At 50.0% G+C, this 16,927-nt stretch carries 15 protein-coding genes and 1 pseudogene; 4 read left to right on the top strand and 12 right to left on the bottom strand.

Annotated elements, in window-relative coordinates:
* Positions 1-108: 108 nt before the first annotated feature.
* Both JK154_RS01255 and JK154_RS01250 read left to right on the top strand, forming a co-directional pair.
* On the top strand, positions 109-567 hold the full coding sequence (locus tag JK154_RS01255) for a hypothetical protein (RefSeq protein ID WP_211990667.1): 459 nt from the start codon (positions 109-111) through the stop codon (positions 565-567).
* A 227-nt stretch (positions 568-794) separates the two neighbouring features.
* A complete protein-coding gene (locus JK154_RS01250; protein WP_211990666.1) occupies positions 795-1,565 on the top strand; it encodes an SDR family oxidoreductase in 771 nt (256 codons plus the stop codon).
* Positions 1,566-1,781: 216 nt separating this feature from the next.
* On the opposite strand, the pseudogene JK154_RS01245 reads toward JK154_RS01250, so the two are convergent.
* Positions 1,782-2,610, bottom strand: a pseudogene (locus JK154_RS01245) (SDR family oxidoreductase).
* 294 nt (positions 2,611-2,904) lie between these two features.
* On the opposite strand from JK154_RS01245, the gene JK154_RS01240 reads away from it, so the two are divergent.
* Positions 2,905-3,810, top strand: a complete 906-nt coding sequence (locus tag JK154_RS01240) for a LysR family transcriptional regulator (RefSeq protein WP_211990665.1) — start codon at positions 2,905-2,907, stop codon at positions 3,808-3,810.
* Between the two features lie 140 nt (positions 3,811-3,950).
* Here the strand turns inward: JK154_RS01240 and cutC are convergent, their stop codons facing one another.
* Positions 3,951-4,688 carry a copper homeostasis protein CutC gene (gene cutC, locus JK154_RS01235; protein WP_211990664.1) on the bottom strand — a complete coding sequence of 246 codons (738 nt, stop codon included), beginning with the start codon at positions 4,686-4,688 and terminating at the stop codon, positions 3,951-3,953.
* 200 nt (positions 4,689-4,888) lie between these two features.
* Positions 4,889-5,482 carry a VOC family protein gene (locus JK154_RS01230; RefSeq protein WP_211990663.1) on the bottom strand — a complete coding sequence of 198 codons (594 nt, stop codon included), beginning with the start codon at positions 5,480-5,482 and terminating at the stop codon, positions 4,889-4,891.
* A 244-nt stretch (positions 5,483-5,726) separates the two neighbouring features.
* Here JK154_RS01230 and argS point away from each other — a divergent pair, with 244 nt between their 5' ends.
* Positions 5,727-7,460 (top strand): arginine--tRNA ligase, encoded by a 1,734-nt coding sequence (gene argS, locus JK154_RS01225; protein ID WP_211990662.1) that lies wholly within the window; start codon positions 5,727-5,729, stop codon positions 7,458-7,460.
* Positions 7,461-7,521: 61 nt separating this feature from the next.
* On the opposite strand, the gene JK154_RS01220 is transcribed toward argS, so the two are convergent.
* The 9 genes from JK154_RS01220 to cheW form a co-directional block, all read right to left on the bottom strand.
* Positions 7,522-7,920, bottom strand: a complete 399-nt coding sequence (locus tag JK154_RS01220) for a flagellar protein FlhE (protein ID WP_211990661.1) — start codon at positions 7,918-7,920, stop codon at positions 7,522-7,524.
* Positions 7,920-9,998 (bottom strand): flagellar biosynthesis protein FlhA, encoded by a 2,079-nt coding sequence (gene flhA / locus JK154_RS01215; protein ID WP_211990660.1) that lies wholly within the window; start codon positions 9,996-9,998, stop codon positions 7,920-7,922. Before flhA ends, JK154_RS01220 begins: the two co-directional genes overlap by 1 nt.
* Positions 9,991-11,142 (bottom strand): flagellar biosynthesis protein FlhB, encoded by a 1,152-nt coding sequence (gene flhB, locus JK154_RS01210; protein ID WP_211990659.1) that lies wholly within the window; start codon positions 11,140-11,142, stop codon positions 9,991-9,993. The genes flhA and flhB overlap by 8 nt, the downstream gene beginning before the upstream one ends.
* Before the next feature lie 142 nt (positions 11,143-11,284).
* Entirely contained in the window at positions 11,285-11,935 is a 651-nt protein-coding gene (gene cheZ, locus JK154_RS01205) for a protein phosphatase CheZ (RefSeq protein ID WP_211990658.1), read from the bottom strand.
* A gap of 10 nt (positions 11,936-11,945) precedes the next feature.
* Positions 11,946-12,335, bottom strand: coding sequence for a chemotaxis response regulator CheY (gene cheY / locus JK154_RS01200; protein ID WP_211990657.1), 390 nt, complete (start codon positions 12,333-12,335; stop codon positions 11,946-11,948).
* Between the two features lie 19 nt (positions 12,336-12,354).
* Complete coding sequence (locus JK154_RS01195; RefSeq protein ID WP_211990656.1) at positions 12,355-13,404, bottom strand: chemotaxis response regulator protein-glutamate methylesterase; 1,050 nt, start codon at positions 13,402-13,404, stop codon at positions 12,355-12,357.
* Complete coding sequence (gene cheR, locus JK154_RS01190; RefSeq protein WP_211990655.1) at positions 13,401-14,267, bottom strand: protein-glutamate O-methyltransferase CheR; 867 nt, start codon at positions 14,265-14,267, stop codon at positions 13,401-13,403. The genes JK154_RS01195 and cheR overlap by 4 nt, the downstream gene beginning before the upstream one ends.
* 70 nt (positions 14,268-14,337) lie before the next feature.
* Positions 14,338-15,888 carry a methyl-accepting chemotaxis protein gene (locus JK154_RS01185; RefSeq protein WP_211990654.1) on the bottom strand — a complete coding sequence of 517 codons (1,551 nt, stop codon included), beginning with the start codon at positions 15,886-15,888 and terminating at the stop codon, positions 14,338-14,340.
* Between the two features lie 538 nt (positions 15,889-16,426).
* Positions 16,427-16,921, bottom strand: a complete 495-nt coding sequence (cheW, locus tag JK154_RS01180; protein ID WP_211990653.1) for a chemotaxis protein CheW — start codon at positions 16,919-16,921, stop codon at positions 16,427-16,429.
* Positions 16,922-16,927 lie beyond the last annotated feature (6 nt).

Raw genomic sequence — 16,927 nt, 5'->3', positions numbered from 1 at the left:
GCGCGGTGGTGACAGTCACCCCGCTTTGTGCATGCTATCCGGGTGATATCGTCGACATCTTGTTGTTATCACCTGTACACCGGTTTTTCTCACGGTGGGAGTACGCGAGTGATTACGGGTATTATCCACCCGGCCCGGAAAACAGATCTGTTTGCCAGTGAACCGGCCATTCTTTCTCCGCAAAACTACTGGCAAACTGCTGAACAGGCGAAGGAAGAGTGCCTTCAGGGAATAAGGCTGACATTAAAAAGTGATGTTACAACTGTAGAACACCATAAAGCCATGTGTTCAGGGTGGCCGGCCCATGAGCCACCTTTTTGCGCAGCCATAACCTTGAAGGGACATGGCTCGCGTCTTTCATTACTCATGGTGGCGACGATGAAGAAAGCCGTGACACTCTCCTTGCCAGTCTGGTCCCGGCAGCCCTGCATGAAAAAACACTTGGTATTGAATACAGTAAGAGCAGAGAAGCACCGAGATGGTAACCTTCTGGTCAGAAATACCACGCAACTGAACACGTTTACTGCCCGTCAATCCAATAAAGGCCCCCCACTCCTTGCCCTTTAAAAGCCCGGCAATGATTGAAGTGACAACGTCACAAAAAAGTCAATCTGACTATTTACGCTGATTTTTATGCCGATCGCGGAAGGATAAAAGCACGGCTGGTGTGTCAGTCACCATGAGTCATGAGATGGGCTCATAAACGCAATCACTTTCCCCCCATAACTCTTCTTCATTCCAGTTGATAAACTTTATTTCAGATAAATTCTATTCGATTAGGTGGGCATTATATTATGAAAATACTGATCGCAGGGGCGACTGGCAGCATTGGGCGTCACGTTGTGGCAATGTCACTAAAAATGGGCCATGAGCCAACCGCACTATTAAGAACCCCCCGGAAGAGCACACTGCTGCCACAAGGCGTTAAAATTTTTCACGGGGATGTTTCCATACCAGAAACACTGTCAGGAATATCTGATGGTATTGATGCCGTGATTTTCACACTAGGATCAGATGGTAAAGGGCGTATCGGAGCCAGGGCTATTGATTATGGTGGCGTCCGCAACATTCTGAAAACGCTGAAGAAGCGGTCAGTCAGGATTGTGTTAATGACCGCAATCGGGGTCACCGACAGAGATGGCGTTTATAATCGTGAAACAGAATCACATGACTGGAAGCGACGGGCAGAACGTCTCGTCCGTGCCAGCGGTCACCCCTATACGATAGTCAGGCCAGGCTGGTTTGACTATAACAAACCAGACCAACACAAAATCGTCATGCTGCAGGGTGACAAACATCACTCCGGCACACCTGCTGATGGTGTCATCGCCCGTGAACAAATTGCCCGGGTACTGGTTGGTGCATTAACGGATCACGAGGCTAAAAATAAAACACTGGAATTGATCGCTGAGTATGGCGATGAACAGCAGGATCTGACCCCACTGTTTTCATCCCTGCTGCCGGATTCCGTAGAGAAAAACGATGGTGTGCTGGATATTGACAATATGCCACTCGATTCAGAGCCGCCATGTATAATTCACGACCTTAACGCTATGTCGCAATGAGTTAAATATCCTGAGACAGGCGGCAGAATATACCGCCTGTTTAGCTTCCTTGAAGGGGCTGAAACCTGTCACAATCCGATATGTTATCGCCGGTAACACTACTTACCTGATCCTGTTTATGGCTGAACATGGGTAGATTCAGTCCCGGCCCCGAACGGCAGCCATGTGCAGTGATAAATAGCCCTGCCGCCCCCGGCGAGATGTGCAAACAGGGGATTACGGATGTAATTCGCCATATTTATACGCAGCCGTTGCTCCGCCATCAATCAGCAGGTCGCTTCCGGTCACATAAGTACCATTAGGGCCGAACAAAAATTCAGCCAGTGCGCCAATTTCATCCGGTGTGCCGCCCCGGCCAGCCGGCGATTTATCCAGCATATTTCGATAGAAAGCTCCCCTTTCCGCGCTGTTAAGTTCGTCATAGGCCAATGGCGTGAAAATAATCCCCGCGCTGATGCAGTTAATTCTCGCCCCCCGCTTGCCCCATTTCACCGCTTCTGACATAACACGAAGCGCATTACAACGCTTGGATATCTGGTAAGCATATAAGCTGTCTTCAATTTCTTTCACGAGTGGCATATCGAGAAGTGCCTCCGGGGGGAGCGTGGCAAGGGCATCGGCCTGGGCCTGAGTCAAAGCATCAACAGCCAGGCGATGACTGGACTGTGACCCTATCACGATACAACAGCCGCCAGGGGCGATAACCTGACCAAACTCTTCAAACAGTACAGCACTGCCGTACAAATCAACACGGATAAGATCCTGGGCTGTTGCCTGAGAAGGTGACAGACCTGCAGTGTGAATAATCCCGTTAACCTCACCGATATCACACGCTTTTTTTTACCAATTTCTGTACAGACTGACGTGAACGAACATCGACGGTGGTGGTACTGACATCGAAACCAGCACGAGAAAGGGTATCTTCAGCCTGTTGTGCATTCTCCGTTTTTATATCCGCCAGGAGAATATGTTTCCCTACACTGACTCGTCGCGCAATCGCCTGAGCAATTGAACCACTACCAATAACAACAATCACATTTTTCATTCTATACCTCTCCTGTGGGTTATTGCCGTCGCCTTGGCAAGGTTTCCCAAGTAAAGGCTTTTCGGGTTCGACAGCGTATAAAGCATAGCGACTAGAAAATACCACGGTAAGTCAGTTCAGATACTTGACCTTATGAACCTTGTTCATGAATGACCACTAAAGACGACATGACTCATCCGTCAGTGCTGAAGTTGTCCGACGCGTTAATGACATAGTGCTGAATTATTTCCGCCTTCATAATTCTGTCTTTTGATATAATTATGCGGTTTAACGTTAAGGGAAGGATTTCTATCGGTGCCAGATAAACTCGACACATTGAAAATTTTCTGTACCGCTGCAGAAACATTGAAATTTCGGGAAACAGCGAGCCGCCTTGGCCTGGCACCTCAAATGGTCACAAGGGCTATTGCAGAACTGGAGCAACAATTAGGTGAAGTCCTTTTTTTGCGTAATACCCGGCAGATGACATTAACCCCATTTGGTCAACAACTCTGGCCAAAGGCCGAAGCACTCCTTGCTGAAAGTGAGTCACTCTTTGCACAGGGAAAGAATAAAGACAGTCAGGATATGACTGGCCGTGTACGGGTTACATTACCGCCTTTGTTTGAAAATCAGGAGATCGTGCGCCACTTACTTCAGCGACTTGAACCCTACCCTGAGCTGGCAATTGAATGGCTCCCTGTTGACGCGCATTTGAACATTATTGATGAGCAAATAGACATTGGCATTCGGATAGGCACGATCCCGGATAATCGATTTATTGTTAAGCTCATTCGCCCGGTAGGAATGCGCATTGTTGCCGCACCGGAGTTAGTACAGCGTCTGGGGATGCCTGACACGCCACGCACCCTGCAATACACTTATCCACTCAGTGCGCTGAGTAACAGTAATTCAGGGCGGGTATGGCCGTGGCAATTTGCCGACGGCAGCTCCTTTTTCCCGGCCAAACCGGCCTTCATTGCCAGGGATATGGGTAGCGAACTGGCTGCCGCACTCGCCGGGAGAGCCTGTAGCCAATTACCCGATATTACTGTGCGCCCCTATTTACAACGTGGGGAACTGGTCAATCTATTTCCAGAAATGAATTACACACCCTATCAGCTTTATATCTTCCGCCCCCACCAGCCACTGCTCCCCATGCGTACCCGCGTTGTATTTGATCATTTGACTCAAATCTTACATGAGCTCTTTAGGGAATAACTGTTTATTTGATACCGGGCAACGTACTGGCAGGATTGATGCACATAAAAAAAGCCCCGGCAACATACCGGGGCCTGGTACAAGCAAACATCACATTGGGCGACATGATGTGCGGTAAAACGACAATTTATAAACTGGGTTCAGGCACCGTTAAGCGCCGCTTTCATTGCCCTTACCATGTCACCATCAACACAGTAACGAGTATATTCCTGGGCCACTTCACCGCTACTCATAGAAACATCAGGATTGCGGTGACGCATTACTGATTCGGTCAATTGCCCCGCCGAGCTGTGCAGTTCGTCAATACCCTGTTGTAAAAACAGTGGGAGACTGGAAAGCCTCACGCCTGCACCGGCCATAATGATTGGAGCATGTGACCGCTGTTTTAGTTCCCGGATTAATGCAATTCCTTGCTCCGCACTGGGTTGTTGTCCTGATGTCAGTATCCGGGCGACGCCAAGTTCAGTCAGTTCATCAAGGGCTTGCCACGGAGAATGGCACATGTCAAAAGCCCGGTGAAAAGTGACAGACATGCCATCGCACGCCGCCATAACCTGTCGCATACGATGCGTATCCACATTGCCATCCGCATCCAGTATGCCTGTTACCAGTCCCGGGAAGCCAAGTCCACGTACAAAAGCGATATCTGCCAGCATGCTGGCAAACTCACCCTCGGTATAACAAAAGTCCCCCCCACGCGGGCGAATAATAGGGTGAACGGGTATCCTTACTTGCTGTTTAACCAATGCCAGAATACCTGGTGAAGGTGTCAGGCCGCCTTCTGCAGGGGCGGAGCATAGCTCAATTCTATCCGCTCCCGCGTGTTGTGCTGTCAACGCACAATCCAGCCCGTAACAGCATATTTCCAGCAATGCCACTCTCTGCTCCTTAAACTTGCTTGCATCCAGGTTATTTCCTGAACGTGGTTCGATGATATGTACTGATAAAATCAGTTCACTATGTCACTCCATGTTGATGAAGAGATAGAGCAACGTCACAGCATCACGTTAAACAGCACTATTTTGATGGAGATATGTTCATGCCGCCGATGCCTTACTGCAGCTAAAATATCCGTATACTATTTATTAAGAAGAACGGTATTCAGCACTGGCTGGCGTTCGCTTAAGACTACCGCCTCGATACTCCAGGGATGGAATTTCAGTGTGACTTTGCCGTCAGTAATCGCCAGAGTGGGATTGGGCAGTGTTTCCCCTTCGGCGGCTGGCGAACTGGTTTTAACCTTAATCCCGGTATCCAGTAGGCCATCATTACCCAGGAGCGCCAACGCGCGAGCATGTAAACCCTCCGCTGGCCCGGGCAACACAATTTCAATGTGTTCCCAGCCTTCATGGGGATAACGTTTTTCCCCCGGCCATGGCAGTTCTATCAGGGTAAAATTCCAGTGCGCGACACAAACAGGTTGTTCTAATTTAAATAAACGTACTGGTCTGCCATTAATCAGACTCTCACTGAATAACGTACCACATTTCTCTAATCCGGCACTCCAGCGTTCAGCTGTTGCATTTTGATGGCAGCGTAATGAAATATGGTCAGCCATTAACGGTGCAATATCCAGCCCGATACGACAAGCCAGCCCGGTTATTTCCTGCGTAAAACGTGACAAGTCACTCACCAAGTCATACAGTTCATCAACACTCTGCCATTTGGTCATTCGGTGATCCTCACAAAACTTAAAGAACAGTAATCTACCCTGTCATCCCCAGGTAACCAACTATGATGAATCCCCCCCGGGGGTGAACGCCTATTCCTTATACACTGGAATAAATTACTGGGCGGGGAATAAGGCTTTTGCTGACTCAGCGAGGGAAATGACGTTATACTCCATGCTTATTTCTTTGCTCATTTATAGACGACCACCTTATCAGGTGGTCCGGACTTATTGTTAAGGTATCCCGGTGAATATTCAGTCTCTTCTCTCAGAAAAAGTTAGCCAGGCAATGATTGCTGCAGGCGCTCCTGCGGATTGCGAACCGCAGGTTCGTCAGTCTGCAAAAGTTCAGTTCGGTGACTATCAGGCCAATGGCGTGATGTCAGTTGCCAAAACACTGGGCATGCCACCGCGACAAGTTGCAGAGAAGGTGATTGCCAGCCTCGATTTGACCGGTATTGCACACAAAGTCGAGATTGCAGGGCCCGGTTTTATTAATATCTTCCTTGAACCAGCTTTCCTTGCCGGGCATATTGAAAGTGCTGTTACTTCTGAACGTCTGGGCATTAGTCCGGTAACACCACAAACCATTGTTGTCGATTACTCCGCACCAAACGTTGCGAAAGAAATGCATGTGGGCCACGTGCGTTCAACCATTATTGGCGATGCATCGGTACGTACTCTTGAGTTCCTCGGCCATCGTGTTATTCGTGCTAACCATGTCGGAGACTGGGGTACCCAGTTTGGCATGCTTATCGCGTGGCTTGAAAAACAACAAACAGAAAATGCCGGGGATATGGTGCTGTCGGACCTTGAAGCCTTCTACCGTGATGCTAAAAAGCATTACGATGAAGACGCAGTCTTTGCGGAGCGCGCCCGTGGTTATGTCGTCAAGCTGCAAAGTGGTGATGAATACTGCCGTGATATGTGGCGCAAGCTGGTTGATATCACCATGACTCAGAATCAGATAACTTACCAGCGTCTTAATGTCACCCTGACCCGGGATGATGTCATGGGTGAAAGCCTCTACAACCCCATGCTGGCGGGCATTGTTGCTGATCTGAAAGCCAAAGGGCTGGCGGTAGAGAGCGAAGGCGCAACGGTCGTCTTTCTTGATGAATTCAAGAATAAAGACGGGGAGCCAATGGGGGTTATCATTCAGAAAAAAGATGGCGGTTACCTCTATACCACCACTGATATCGCTTGTGCAAAATATCGCTATGAAACCCTGCATGCAGACCGTGTGCTCTACTATATTGATTCCCGTCAGCACCAGCATTTGATGCAAGCCTGGACTATCGTGCGCAAAGCGGGTTATATCCCCGAAAGTATGTCTCTGGAACATCATATGTTCGGCATGATGTTAGGGAAAGATGGTAAACCCTTTAAAACACGTGCTGGGGGAACGATCAAACTCTCTGAATTGTTAGATGAGGCCCTGGATCGTGCTCGCCAGTTGGTGGCAGAAAAGAACCCGGATATGCCCGCTGATGAGCTGGAAAAACTGGCTAATGTGGTAGGTATCGGTGCGGTTAAATATGCTGATCTGTCCAAGAGTCGTACCACTGACTATATCTTTGACTGGGATAACATGCTGGCATTTGAAGGCAATACAGCGCCTTATATGCAGTATGCCTATACCCGAGTGCTGTCGGTGTTCCGTAAAGCGGGGATCACTGAGTCTGCTCTGCTGGCGTCTCCTGTTACCCTGACAGAAGATCGTGAAATCCAGCTGGCTGTCCGTCTGCTACAGTTTGAAGAAACGCTTGGCGTTGTTGCCCGTGACGGTACACCACACGTCATGTGTAGCTACTTATATGATTTAGCCGGCCTGTTTTCTGGTTTCTATGAGCATTGCCCTATTCTGAATGCAGGAAGTGAAGAGCTGCGGAATAGCCGCCTTAAACTGGCCCTGTTAACAGCGAAAACGCTGAAACTGGGTCTGGATACCTTGGGTATTGAAACAGTAGAGCGGATGTAATCCCCCGCCGGATGTATAACGGGCTGTCAGAACTCTGCTCTGACAGCCCGTTTTTTATATTCTAAGGCTGGTAGTTGACGATAACCTGGTTACTGGTCACCCGTACCGGGGGATAAAGCCCTCCCCTGCCAGACACATACCAGACAAAGCGCAGCGGCTGCCCGGCTGGATCCCCTGCCAGTGCCCGGGTAGTGCCACTGGGGCCATCCAGCTCAGTACAACGGCTCTCTGAACAGAGTTTGACGACCAACCCTGTCGGCTCTGGCGTCAGCAACCGATAACGCCAGGCAATTAACGTTATCGTCCCCCTCACCGCCATCGGTGGTTTAAGGGGGACAGAACTGGCTTCAGTGCCACGATAATTGAGAGTGGCCCCCACCGCGCTGTTTTGCCAGTCGCCGCCCCCGCTGGCGTGAACAAACAGGGGAAGTAACAGCAGTAACAGAGCGCGCCGCCGCATTATTGGCCACCAATCGTCGCCGTCATGCGAATATGACGGTTATCTGATAGTTCAAGATTTGAAAGCACCACCAACTGTGGCAATGAACGACGCAAAAAGCGCGCCAGTAACGGGCGTAATGCATGGTTCACCAGCAAAACAGGAGGCGCGCCAAGCATTTCCTGGCGCTGTAGTGCGTCCCGGGATTGTTCAAGCAGGCGATCAGCAAGCCCTGGCTCAAGCCCACCGCCTCCTTGCAGAGCCTGTAATAATATACGTTCCAGGGCGGGATCAAGGCCGATAACCTGTACTTCATCATTCCCGGGGAACCACTGTTGTGTTATCGCCCGTCCCAGGGCAACCCGTACCACCGCGGTTAATTCATGGGGGTCATTTTGAATAGGGGCATGTTCAGCTAACGTCTCCATGATAGTACGCATATCACGAATCGGGATCTTCTCTTCCAGCAGATTCTGTAGCACTTTATGCAGTGTCGTGAGGGTGACCACTGCCGGTACTAAATCTTCGGTCATTTTTGGCATTTCCTGGGCAACCCTGTCCAGTAACTGTTGCGCTTCCTGGCGACCAAAGAGTTCAGCCGCATGAAGCCCAATTAAATGGTTGAGGTGTGTCGCCACCACGGTGCTGGCCTCAACCACAGTGAACCCCTGAATTTGCGCCTGCTCTTTCAGGGCACTTTCAATCCAGATAGCCGCCAGACCAAAAGCAGGGTCAACCGTCGCTTCACCGGGTAAAGACCCGGCGGCAGTACCGGGGTTTATCGCCAGCCAGCGGCCGGGATAGGCTTCACCGCTACCAATCTCCACCCCTTTCATCAGAATGCGGTAACGTGCTGGGGTTAAGTCCATATTGTCACGAATATGAACGACCGGTGGTAAAAAGCCCATCTCCTGCGCGAACTTCTTCCGGATACTACGAATACGCCCCAGCAGTTCACCATCTTGTTGGGTATCAACCATCGGGATCAGCCGATATCCCACTTCCATACCAAGGGGATCTTCTAACTGGACATCATTCCAGCTGGCCTCCACCACTTGGGTATTCTCCGGCATTTTTACGGGTTCAGGGGCATCAATGGCGGCTTGCTCTCGCCCACGCAGCCACCAGGCCAGGCCCAAAAGCGCAGCGGTAAACAGGAGGAAAACAAAGTTTGGCATGCCCGGAACCAAGCCCAGTAGCCCAAGAACACCGGCAGATAGTAGCATCACGCGGGGATGGCTGAAGAGCTGAGTCACCATCTGCTCTCCCACATCCTGGTCGGTTGCAACACGGGTAACAATCACCCCCGCGGCTGTTGAGATAACCAGGGCCGGTATTTGCGCGACTAAACCATCACCGATAGTCAACAGGGTATAGCTTTCTGCCGCCGCACCAATCGGCATATCATGCTGAACCACCCCCACCAGCAAGCCACCAACGATGTTGATAACCATAATGATTAAGCCGGCAACCGCATCACCACGAACGAATTTACTCGCCCCGTCCATCGAACCATAGAAGTCCGCTTCCTGAGTGACTTCAGCACGGCGTTTTTTCGCCTCATCCTCACCGATTAATCCGGCATTCAAGTCCGCATCAATCGCCATTTGTTTGCCTGGCATCCCATCGAGTACAAAGCGCGCACCCACTTCTGCAATTCGCCCGGCCCCCTTGGTGATGACCATAAAGTTGATGATGACGAGGATGATAAATACCACAATACCGATAGCGAAGTTCCCACCCACCAGAAAGTGGCCAAACGCCTCTACCACTTTTCCTGCAGCTGCCGCCCCGGTATGCCCATCCAGTAATATAATCCGCGTTGAGGCAACGTTCAGTGCGAGGCGCAGCAAGGTAGTGAACAGCAAGATGGTCGGGAAAGCGGCGAACTCAAGAGTGCGCTGGGTGAACATGGCAACCAGCAGGACCATGATGGATAAAGCAATGTTAAAGGTGAACAGCAAATCAAGGACAAAAGCCGGTAATGGCAACACCATCATCGACAGGATAAGTAAAATAAGTATTGGCCCGGCAAGGATCTGCCACTGCCCCGACTTCATACTGCTGGGTAGACGCAGCATCGTTATCAAACTACTCATCAGAGTCCTTCTCATTTGCAAAGTCCAGCGCGGCTGGCACAGGTAAATTTCCAGGTTTTTTAGGGATAAGTCCCCCAGTCATACGCCAGCGTCTGAGCTGCCATACCCAGGCAAGTACTTCGGCCACGGCGCTATACAGCTGACCCGGGATTTGTTGCCCTATTTCGGCATGTCGATACAGTGCCCGGGCCAGGGGGGGAGCTTCCAGCATCGGAATGCGATTTTGTTCCGCCAGTTCACGTATTCGTAACGCGACTTGACCGGCGCCTTTCGCCAGTACTTTTGGCGCACTCATTTTGTTTTCGTCATACTGCAATGCGACGGCATAATGGGTCGGGTTGGTAACAATCACATCCGCTTTCGGCACATCCGCCATCATTCGACGGCGTGCCATCGCCCGTTGTTGCTGTCGAATGCGCCCCTTAACATGTGGATCCCCTTCATTTTGCTTATGCTCATCACGAATATCCTGCTGTGTCATTTTCAATTTTTTGATATGGCTAAAAATTTGAAAGAAAACATCAAACCCCACCATCGGGATAAGCCCCAGGATAACGAGCAGGGCGCAAAGCGCCACGGTATTTAAGGCATCACTCAGCGCCGTTACAGGGGGTTCATGAATCAAGCGCAGCATAGAGGGCCAGTTGTGCCATAAAAACCAGCCAACAACGACACCCACTAAAATGGCTTTCAGCAAGGCTTTAAACAGTTCTGCCGCGGTCTGCATGGAGAACAGACGTTTGAACCCTTTAATTGGGTTCATTTTGCCCAGGTCAAACTTTATCGATTTGCCATTGAACATCACGCCACCGAGAAGCATCGGCGCGGCAATAGCTATGATAACCAGCCCACCAATCAGTGGCAGGAGAGCCGTTACTGCAAGCGTGATTAAATGGCTAATTTGGTGAATGGTCAGATTAGGGTCATTGATAATTTTATGGTCAAAATGCAGACCATCGGAGAGCATTGATCCCAAAGTACGGGCCAGTGAAGCACCACCTGCCCACAGGACGCTTAATCCAACCAACAACATCAACAATGAGGTGAGTTCACGGGATCGCGGGATCTGCCCCTCTTCCCGCGCTTTTTCAAGTCGGTGGGATGTGGGAGCTTCTGTTTTTTCCTGATCACTCTCTTCAGACACTCTGAAAATCCCCTGGCCTTAAGGTCAGCGAAAGCATGCCAGAGGTGATAAGGAATAATGGGGGAATTACAGCGGTTTTTATGCGGCTATTTTAACGTTAAGTCACACCATGCCAGTGTTTGCTGGCATGGTGTGACGGCGCTTAGAAGCCTAAGCTATCGAGTAAATCATCAACTTGATCCTGGCTTGCTACCACCCCGCTCGCGCTGGTATTCATCTGTGGGCCATTCAATAAGCTCTCATTGGCTCGTTTTGCACGGGCTTCAGGTTCAGGCATATTTTCCAGTAATACCATCAGCAACTGACGCTCAATTTCCTGGATCACATCCATCATACGCTTGATAACCTGGCCGGTCAGATCCTGGAAGTCCTGAGCCATCATGATTTCAAGCAACTGTGCGTTGGTAAAGCTGGTATGCCCCGGCACGTCAGACAGATACTTACGAGTGTCTGTGACCAACTCACGCGCATCGTCAAGGGCAATCGGGTTTTCAAACCACTCATCCCAGCGCCCACTCAGAGATTTGGCACCACGTTCCAGCTCCGCCTGATGGGGTTGAGAGAGTTCTACACAGTTTAATGCCCGTTCAGCGGCCTGGGCTGTCATCTGTACCACATAATCCAGTCGGTCACGTGCATCCGGTATTGCTTCTGCTGCTTCGGCAATCGCTTGATCCAGCCCCAGTTCACGCAAACTGTCACGCAACATACGCGTCAGGCTGCCGATACGTGCGACAATATCAGCCGCTGAATTTGGTTGTAGTTCTGTTGCCGGGTTTGTTGACGAGTGCATGAGCACCTCCTTACATGCCAAGCTTTTCGAATATTTTATTCAGCTTCTCTTCGAGTGTTGCGGCAGTAAATGGTTTAACAACATAACCGCTTGCTCCCGCTTGTGCTGCTGCAATAATGTTCTCTTTTTTGGCCTCTGCCGTTACCATCAAAACAGGCATGGCCGACATGGAACCCTCCGCGCGAATGGTTTTAAGTAACTCCAGTCCATCCATATTTGGCATGTTCCAGTCGGTGATAACAAAACCAAAACCCCCTGCTTGCAGTTTTTGGAATGCATCAACACCGTCTTCTGCTTCTTCAACGTTATTAAAACCGAGTTCTTTTAATAGGTTACGCACGATACGTCGCATCGTTGAGAAATCGTCCACCACCAGAAACTTAAGTTCTTTGTCTGCCATAAAATCCGGGCTCCTTCAGTTAAATTCGTATTGCCTGTCCGGCACTAATTTTCGCCAGCATTTGCTGGCTTATCTGACCTAACTCGACCACTTCGCTAACGCCACCTGCATTGATGGCTTCGCGCGGCATGCCGAACACCACACAACTTGCTTCATTTTGGGCAATCGTCCAGGCCCCTGCCTGGTGCATGGCGAGCATTCCTGCCGCACCATCATTCCCCATCCCGGTAAGGATCACGCCCACCGCATTACGCCCCGCATATTTCGCTACCGAATGAAACAGGACATCCACCGAAGGACGATGGCGGTTCACAGGGGGGGCTTCGGTTATCGTGATTTGATAATTTGCACCACTGCGAACCAGCGCCATATGCTGATTGCCTGGTGCGATATATGCGTGTCCCGGTAATACACGCTCACCATCGCAGGCTTCTTTTACTTCTATCTGACATAATCGGTTAAGCCGCTCGGCAAATGAACGGGTGAATCCTGCTGGCATATGCTGGGTAATCAACACCGCCGGGCTTGAAAGTGGCAGGGGTTGCAGAACATGACGAATGGCTTCCGTACCGCCGGTAGAAGCACCAATGGCAATCAATTTTTCTGAACTCAGCAATGGGCCACTTTTTAACAACACCGGTGTGGCTGGGTTGCTATGAGCCGCGAGCTTCGCCCGGGATGCGGTGCGTACTTTATCGGCAATGGTCTCGCTGTAAGCCAGCATTCCTTCACGGATCCCTAACTGAGGTTTGGTGACAAAATCAATGGCACCTAACTCAAGTGCGCGCAACGTCACCTCCGAACCTTTTCCCGTCAGGGATGACACCATAACCACGGGCATAGGGCGTAGCCGCATAAGTTTTTCAAGAAAATCAAGACCATCCATACGTGGCATTTCCACATCCAGGGTCAAAACATCAGGGTTGAATTTCTTGATCAAGTCACGTGCCACTAGCGGGTCAGGTGCAGTGGCCACCATCTCCATATCAGGGTGACTATTAATGATCTCCGTCATTATCCGCCGCATTAAGGCAGAGTCATCAACCGACAACACACGTATTTTTGTCACGTTCTTTCCTTACTCAGCCCATACACAGTCTGGCCACGAAGCCAGAAATCACGACTAAGATGACTGAAATTTTCCGAATGCCCGGCAAACAGTAATCCCCCCGGTTTTAATAACGGAACAAAGCGCTGAAGAATGGCTTGCTGTGTTTTTTTATCAAAATAAATCATTACGTTACGGCAAAAAATCGCATCAAATGATCCGGGGACATTCAGCTTTGAATCCAGTAGGTTAATCACCGCAAATTCAACGTGCTTAATGATCTCCTGACGTACACGGACATAGCCTTCATGGGGCCCGGTTCCACGCATGAAATAGCGCTGGAGCTGTTGCTGTGACAGGGTTTTAAGTTCCTGTTGGCGGTAAATACCGCTCTGCGCTTTCTCCAGCACTTGCGTGTCAATATCACTGGCAAACACTTTCCAGCGTCCATGTCCCTCCCCGAAGACATCCGCCAGCGTGATGGCAATAGAGTATGGTTCCTCCCCCGTGGACGCCGCCGCACTCCAGACTTTATATTCACCCGTTCGTTGGCGTGCATGCTCCGCCAGCAACGGGAAATGGTGCCCCTCCCGGAAAAATGCTGTCAAATTAGTAGTCAGAGCATTAATAAAGGCCTGCCACTCAGCATCGCTGGCATTCGCCTCCAGCATTCCAAGATAGTCACCAAAATCGTCCAGCCCGAGCAGCCGTAAACGGCGTACCAGGCGGTTGTAAACCATGTCCCGCTTATGGTCAGCCAGCACAATCCCTGCGCGCTGATAGATTAACTGACATATCCGACGAAAATGGACGTCGGAAAGCGGCAGACGCTGTGTCATCTGTTGTAGTAATGACGATTGTCCATGAGGACCCAGTAATGTCATCGCGTCTTCTCAATTGCTCTTCAGATATGACTGATATCTAAAATCACCGATTTATTTACCCAGCACCGAGTCATACGTCACTAAGACGAAATACATTAACCACCTGAGTTAAGTGTTCCGTCTGGCTGGCCAGCGATTCAGTCGCACTGGCCGATTCTTCCACTAATGCAGCATTCTGCTGAGTGACGAGATCCATTTGACTCACGGCCTGAGCAACCTGTGCTATACCGTGACGCTGTTCATCGGACGCAGAAGCTATTTCACCCATAATATCATTGACCTGCGTCACCGAATGGACGATCTCAGCCATGGTTATGGCTGCCGCTTCTACACTTTTTGAACCTTGTTGTACTCTGTTTACTGATTCTTCTATTAACGCTTTGATCTCTTTCGCTGCCTGAGCACTGCGGCTGGCCAGATTGCGTACTTCTCCGGCCACAACAGCAAACCCACGCCCCTGCTCCCCGGCGCGAGCGGCCTCAACAGCTGCGTTCAGTGCCAAAATATTGGTCTGAAATGCGATGCTGTCGATAACGTTAGTAATATCGCTAATTTTCTGTGAGCTGCCAGTGATCTCTTGCATCGTCCGGGCCACGGTCGCCGTCTGATTGCCACCCTGCTTTGCTTTATCCGCAGCGGCATGGGAAAGTTGTGCCGCCTGGCGAGCATTGTCGGCATTTTGTCCGACCGTGGCGGTTAACTGCTCCATACTGGCTGCCGTCTGGGCCAGAGAAGCGGCTTGCTGTTCTGTTCTGGCAGACAGATCATTGTTTCCCATAGAAATTTCGGAAACACCGCTGTACATAGCATTGCTATTATCACGGACTTGAGTGATCGTCTCTTTAAGGGCGCTCTGCATCTTTTTAAGGCTGGCAAAAATAAGCGATATTTCGTTACGCCCAAAAACAGCAATCGGTTTTGCCAGATCCCCGGCGGCAATGCTGTCAAAATGATCCCGGACAATACCCAAAGGCTGCACAATCATTTTACGCGACCACCACAGCGAACCCAGGGTCAGCATAATGGCGATAACGGCCACACAACCAAAAATAATCGCTGACAGCTGGTAGTTAATCTCACTGTCACTACGCGCATCAGTAATGCGCTGGTTAATTTCCTGCTGCCAGAGAGTAAAGTAAGACTCAAAGCTGTCCTGAGCCTGCCCCACAGGTGCATTTAAGAATTCTGATAGCTGATTATTTTCCAGCCAGGAAATCTGTTTTGCTAACGCCGCTTCAAAGCCGGTAAAACTTTGTTGTGCAGACGTGATCATCTCGGCATCGTTGTTATCTGCACTAACCGATTCACTAAACTGAGCAAAATACGCGGTGGCCTGCTTTAAATTTTCCCGGGCCAGCACAATCTGACGTTTAACATCCTCCACAGGGTAGCTTAAGGCTGTCAGGGTACCTGCCCGGCCTAATGCCCCTCCCGCCTGAAGGAGTGCCGCTCTACTTTGCGTCAGTAATTCGCGCTGCTGATTACTGGACTCCACCATTTTCAAATTCTGATAATCGTCATGGGATGCCCAAAAGGAGAGCCCATTGCTGCCTATTTGCAGAACACCACAAATCACTAAAATAATAAAAAGCGTGGTCGAAATTTTGATACGGTTAAACATCAATCCCTTCCTTAGCTAATACCTGTAAGTGTTGACTTAATCAGCCGGGTTTCTGCCTATGGCATAAGCAGAGATGCCCCGCAGTTATTCGGGGCAATTACGTTACTGCTATTGAGCCACTCTGTGCCGGTTTAACCGCAGCCAGACGATGCTCTGACACCAGAGACAGTCAAACAATGGCCTGCGTAACTCACCCGTCCCTCCCCCCGGAATGCATTATTTCCAGTGCATTAGCAAAATTTATAACTCTGTTTCTGCCAGGGTGATCTATCGGTTTCTTCACCTTATTCTTCTTGTTCAGTGACAGAGTAAGTGATGAATAACAGTAACAGAGCGGCGTACTGGGCCTGCCCTGCAAGGTTCCGGGCAGACAAACTCAGTAAACGCTTATCGATATTATCGGCAGCGTTAATTGAAACTTTATTGAATGGTGCAGGGAAATTAATGGGGAACAACAATGGTGGGAAAATAGCCTGCAGGCAGCGTTATTCAGAAAAGAATAACGCTGCCCATCAAGACAAACAGCAGGATGATACGGTTACGACACGGTGGACTCAACCAGTGCCATCTCTTCACTACTCAGCAGTTTTTCAATATTGACAAGGATTAGCATTCGCTCACCTAAGGCCCCCAGGCCAGTGAGGTATTCCGTTGATAGTGTTACAGCGAATTCAGGTGCCGGGCGAATTTGATCCGTGGTCAGGGAGAGAACATCAGAGACGCCATCAACAACGATGCCAACCACGCGTTGTTCAAAATTGAGAACAATAACAACGGTGTTGTCATTATATTCCACATCGTTCTGTGCAAACTTGATGCGCAGATCAATGATGGGAACAATCACCCCGCGCAGATTCGTCACACCTTTAATAAAGTTAGGCGTATTGGCAATGCGTGTCACTTGGTCATAGCCACGGATTTCCTGAACTTTCAGAATATCAATGCCATACTCCTCATCGCCAAGGGTGAAGACCAGAAACTCCTGTCCTACGGATTCGCCAGTTAATTTTGCCACATGCGTTGATGCTGTCATTTGCAT

This window comes from Citrobacter sp. JGM124, assembly GCF_018257795.1.
GTDB lineage: Bacteria > Pseudomonadota > Gammaproteobacteria > Enterobacterales > Enterobacteriaceae > JGM124.
Note: the sequence above shows the minus strand (reverse complement) of the source record. Positions and strands in the feature narration are given on the sequence as shown.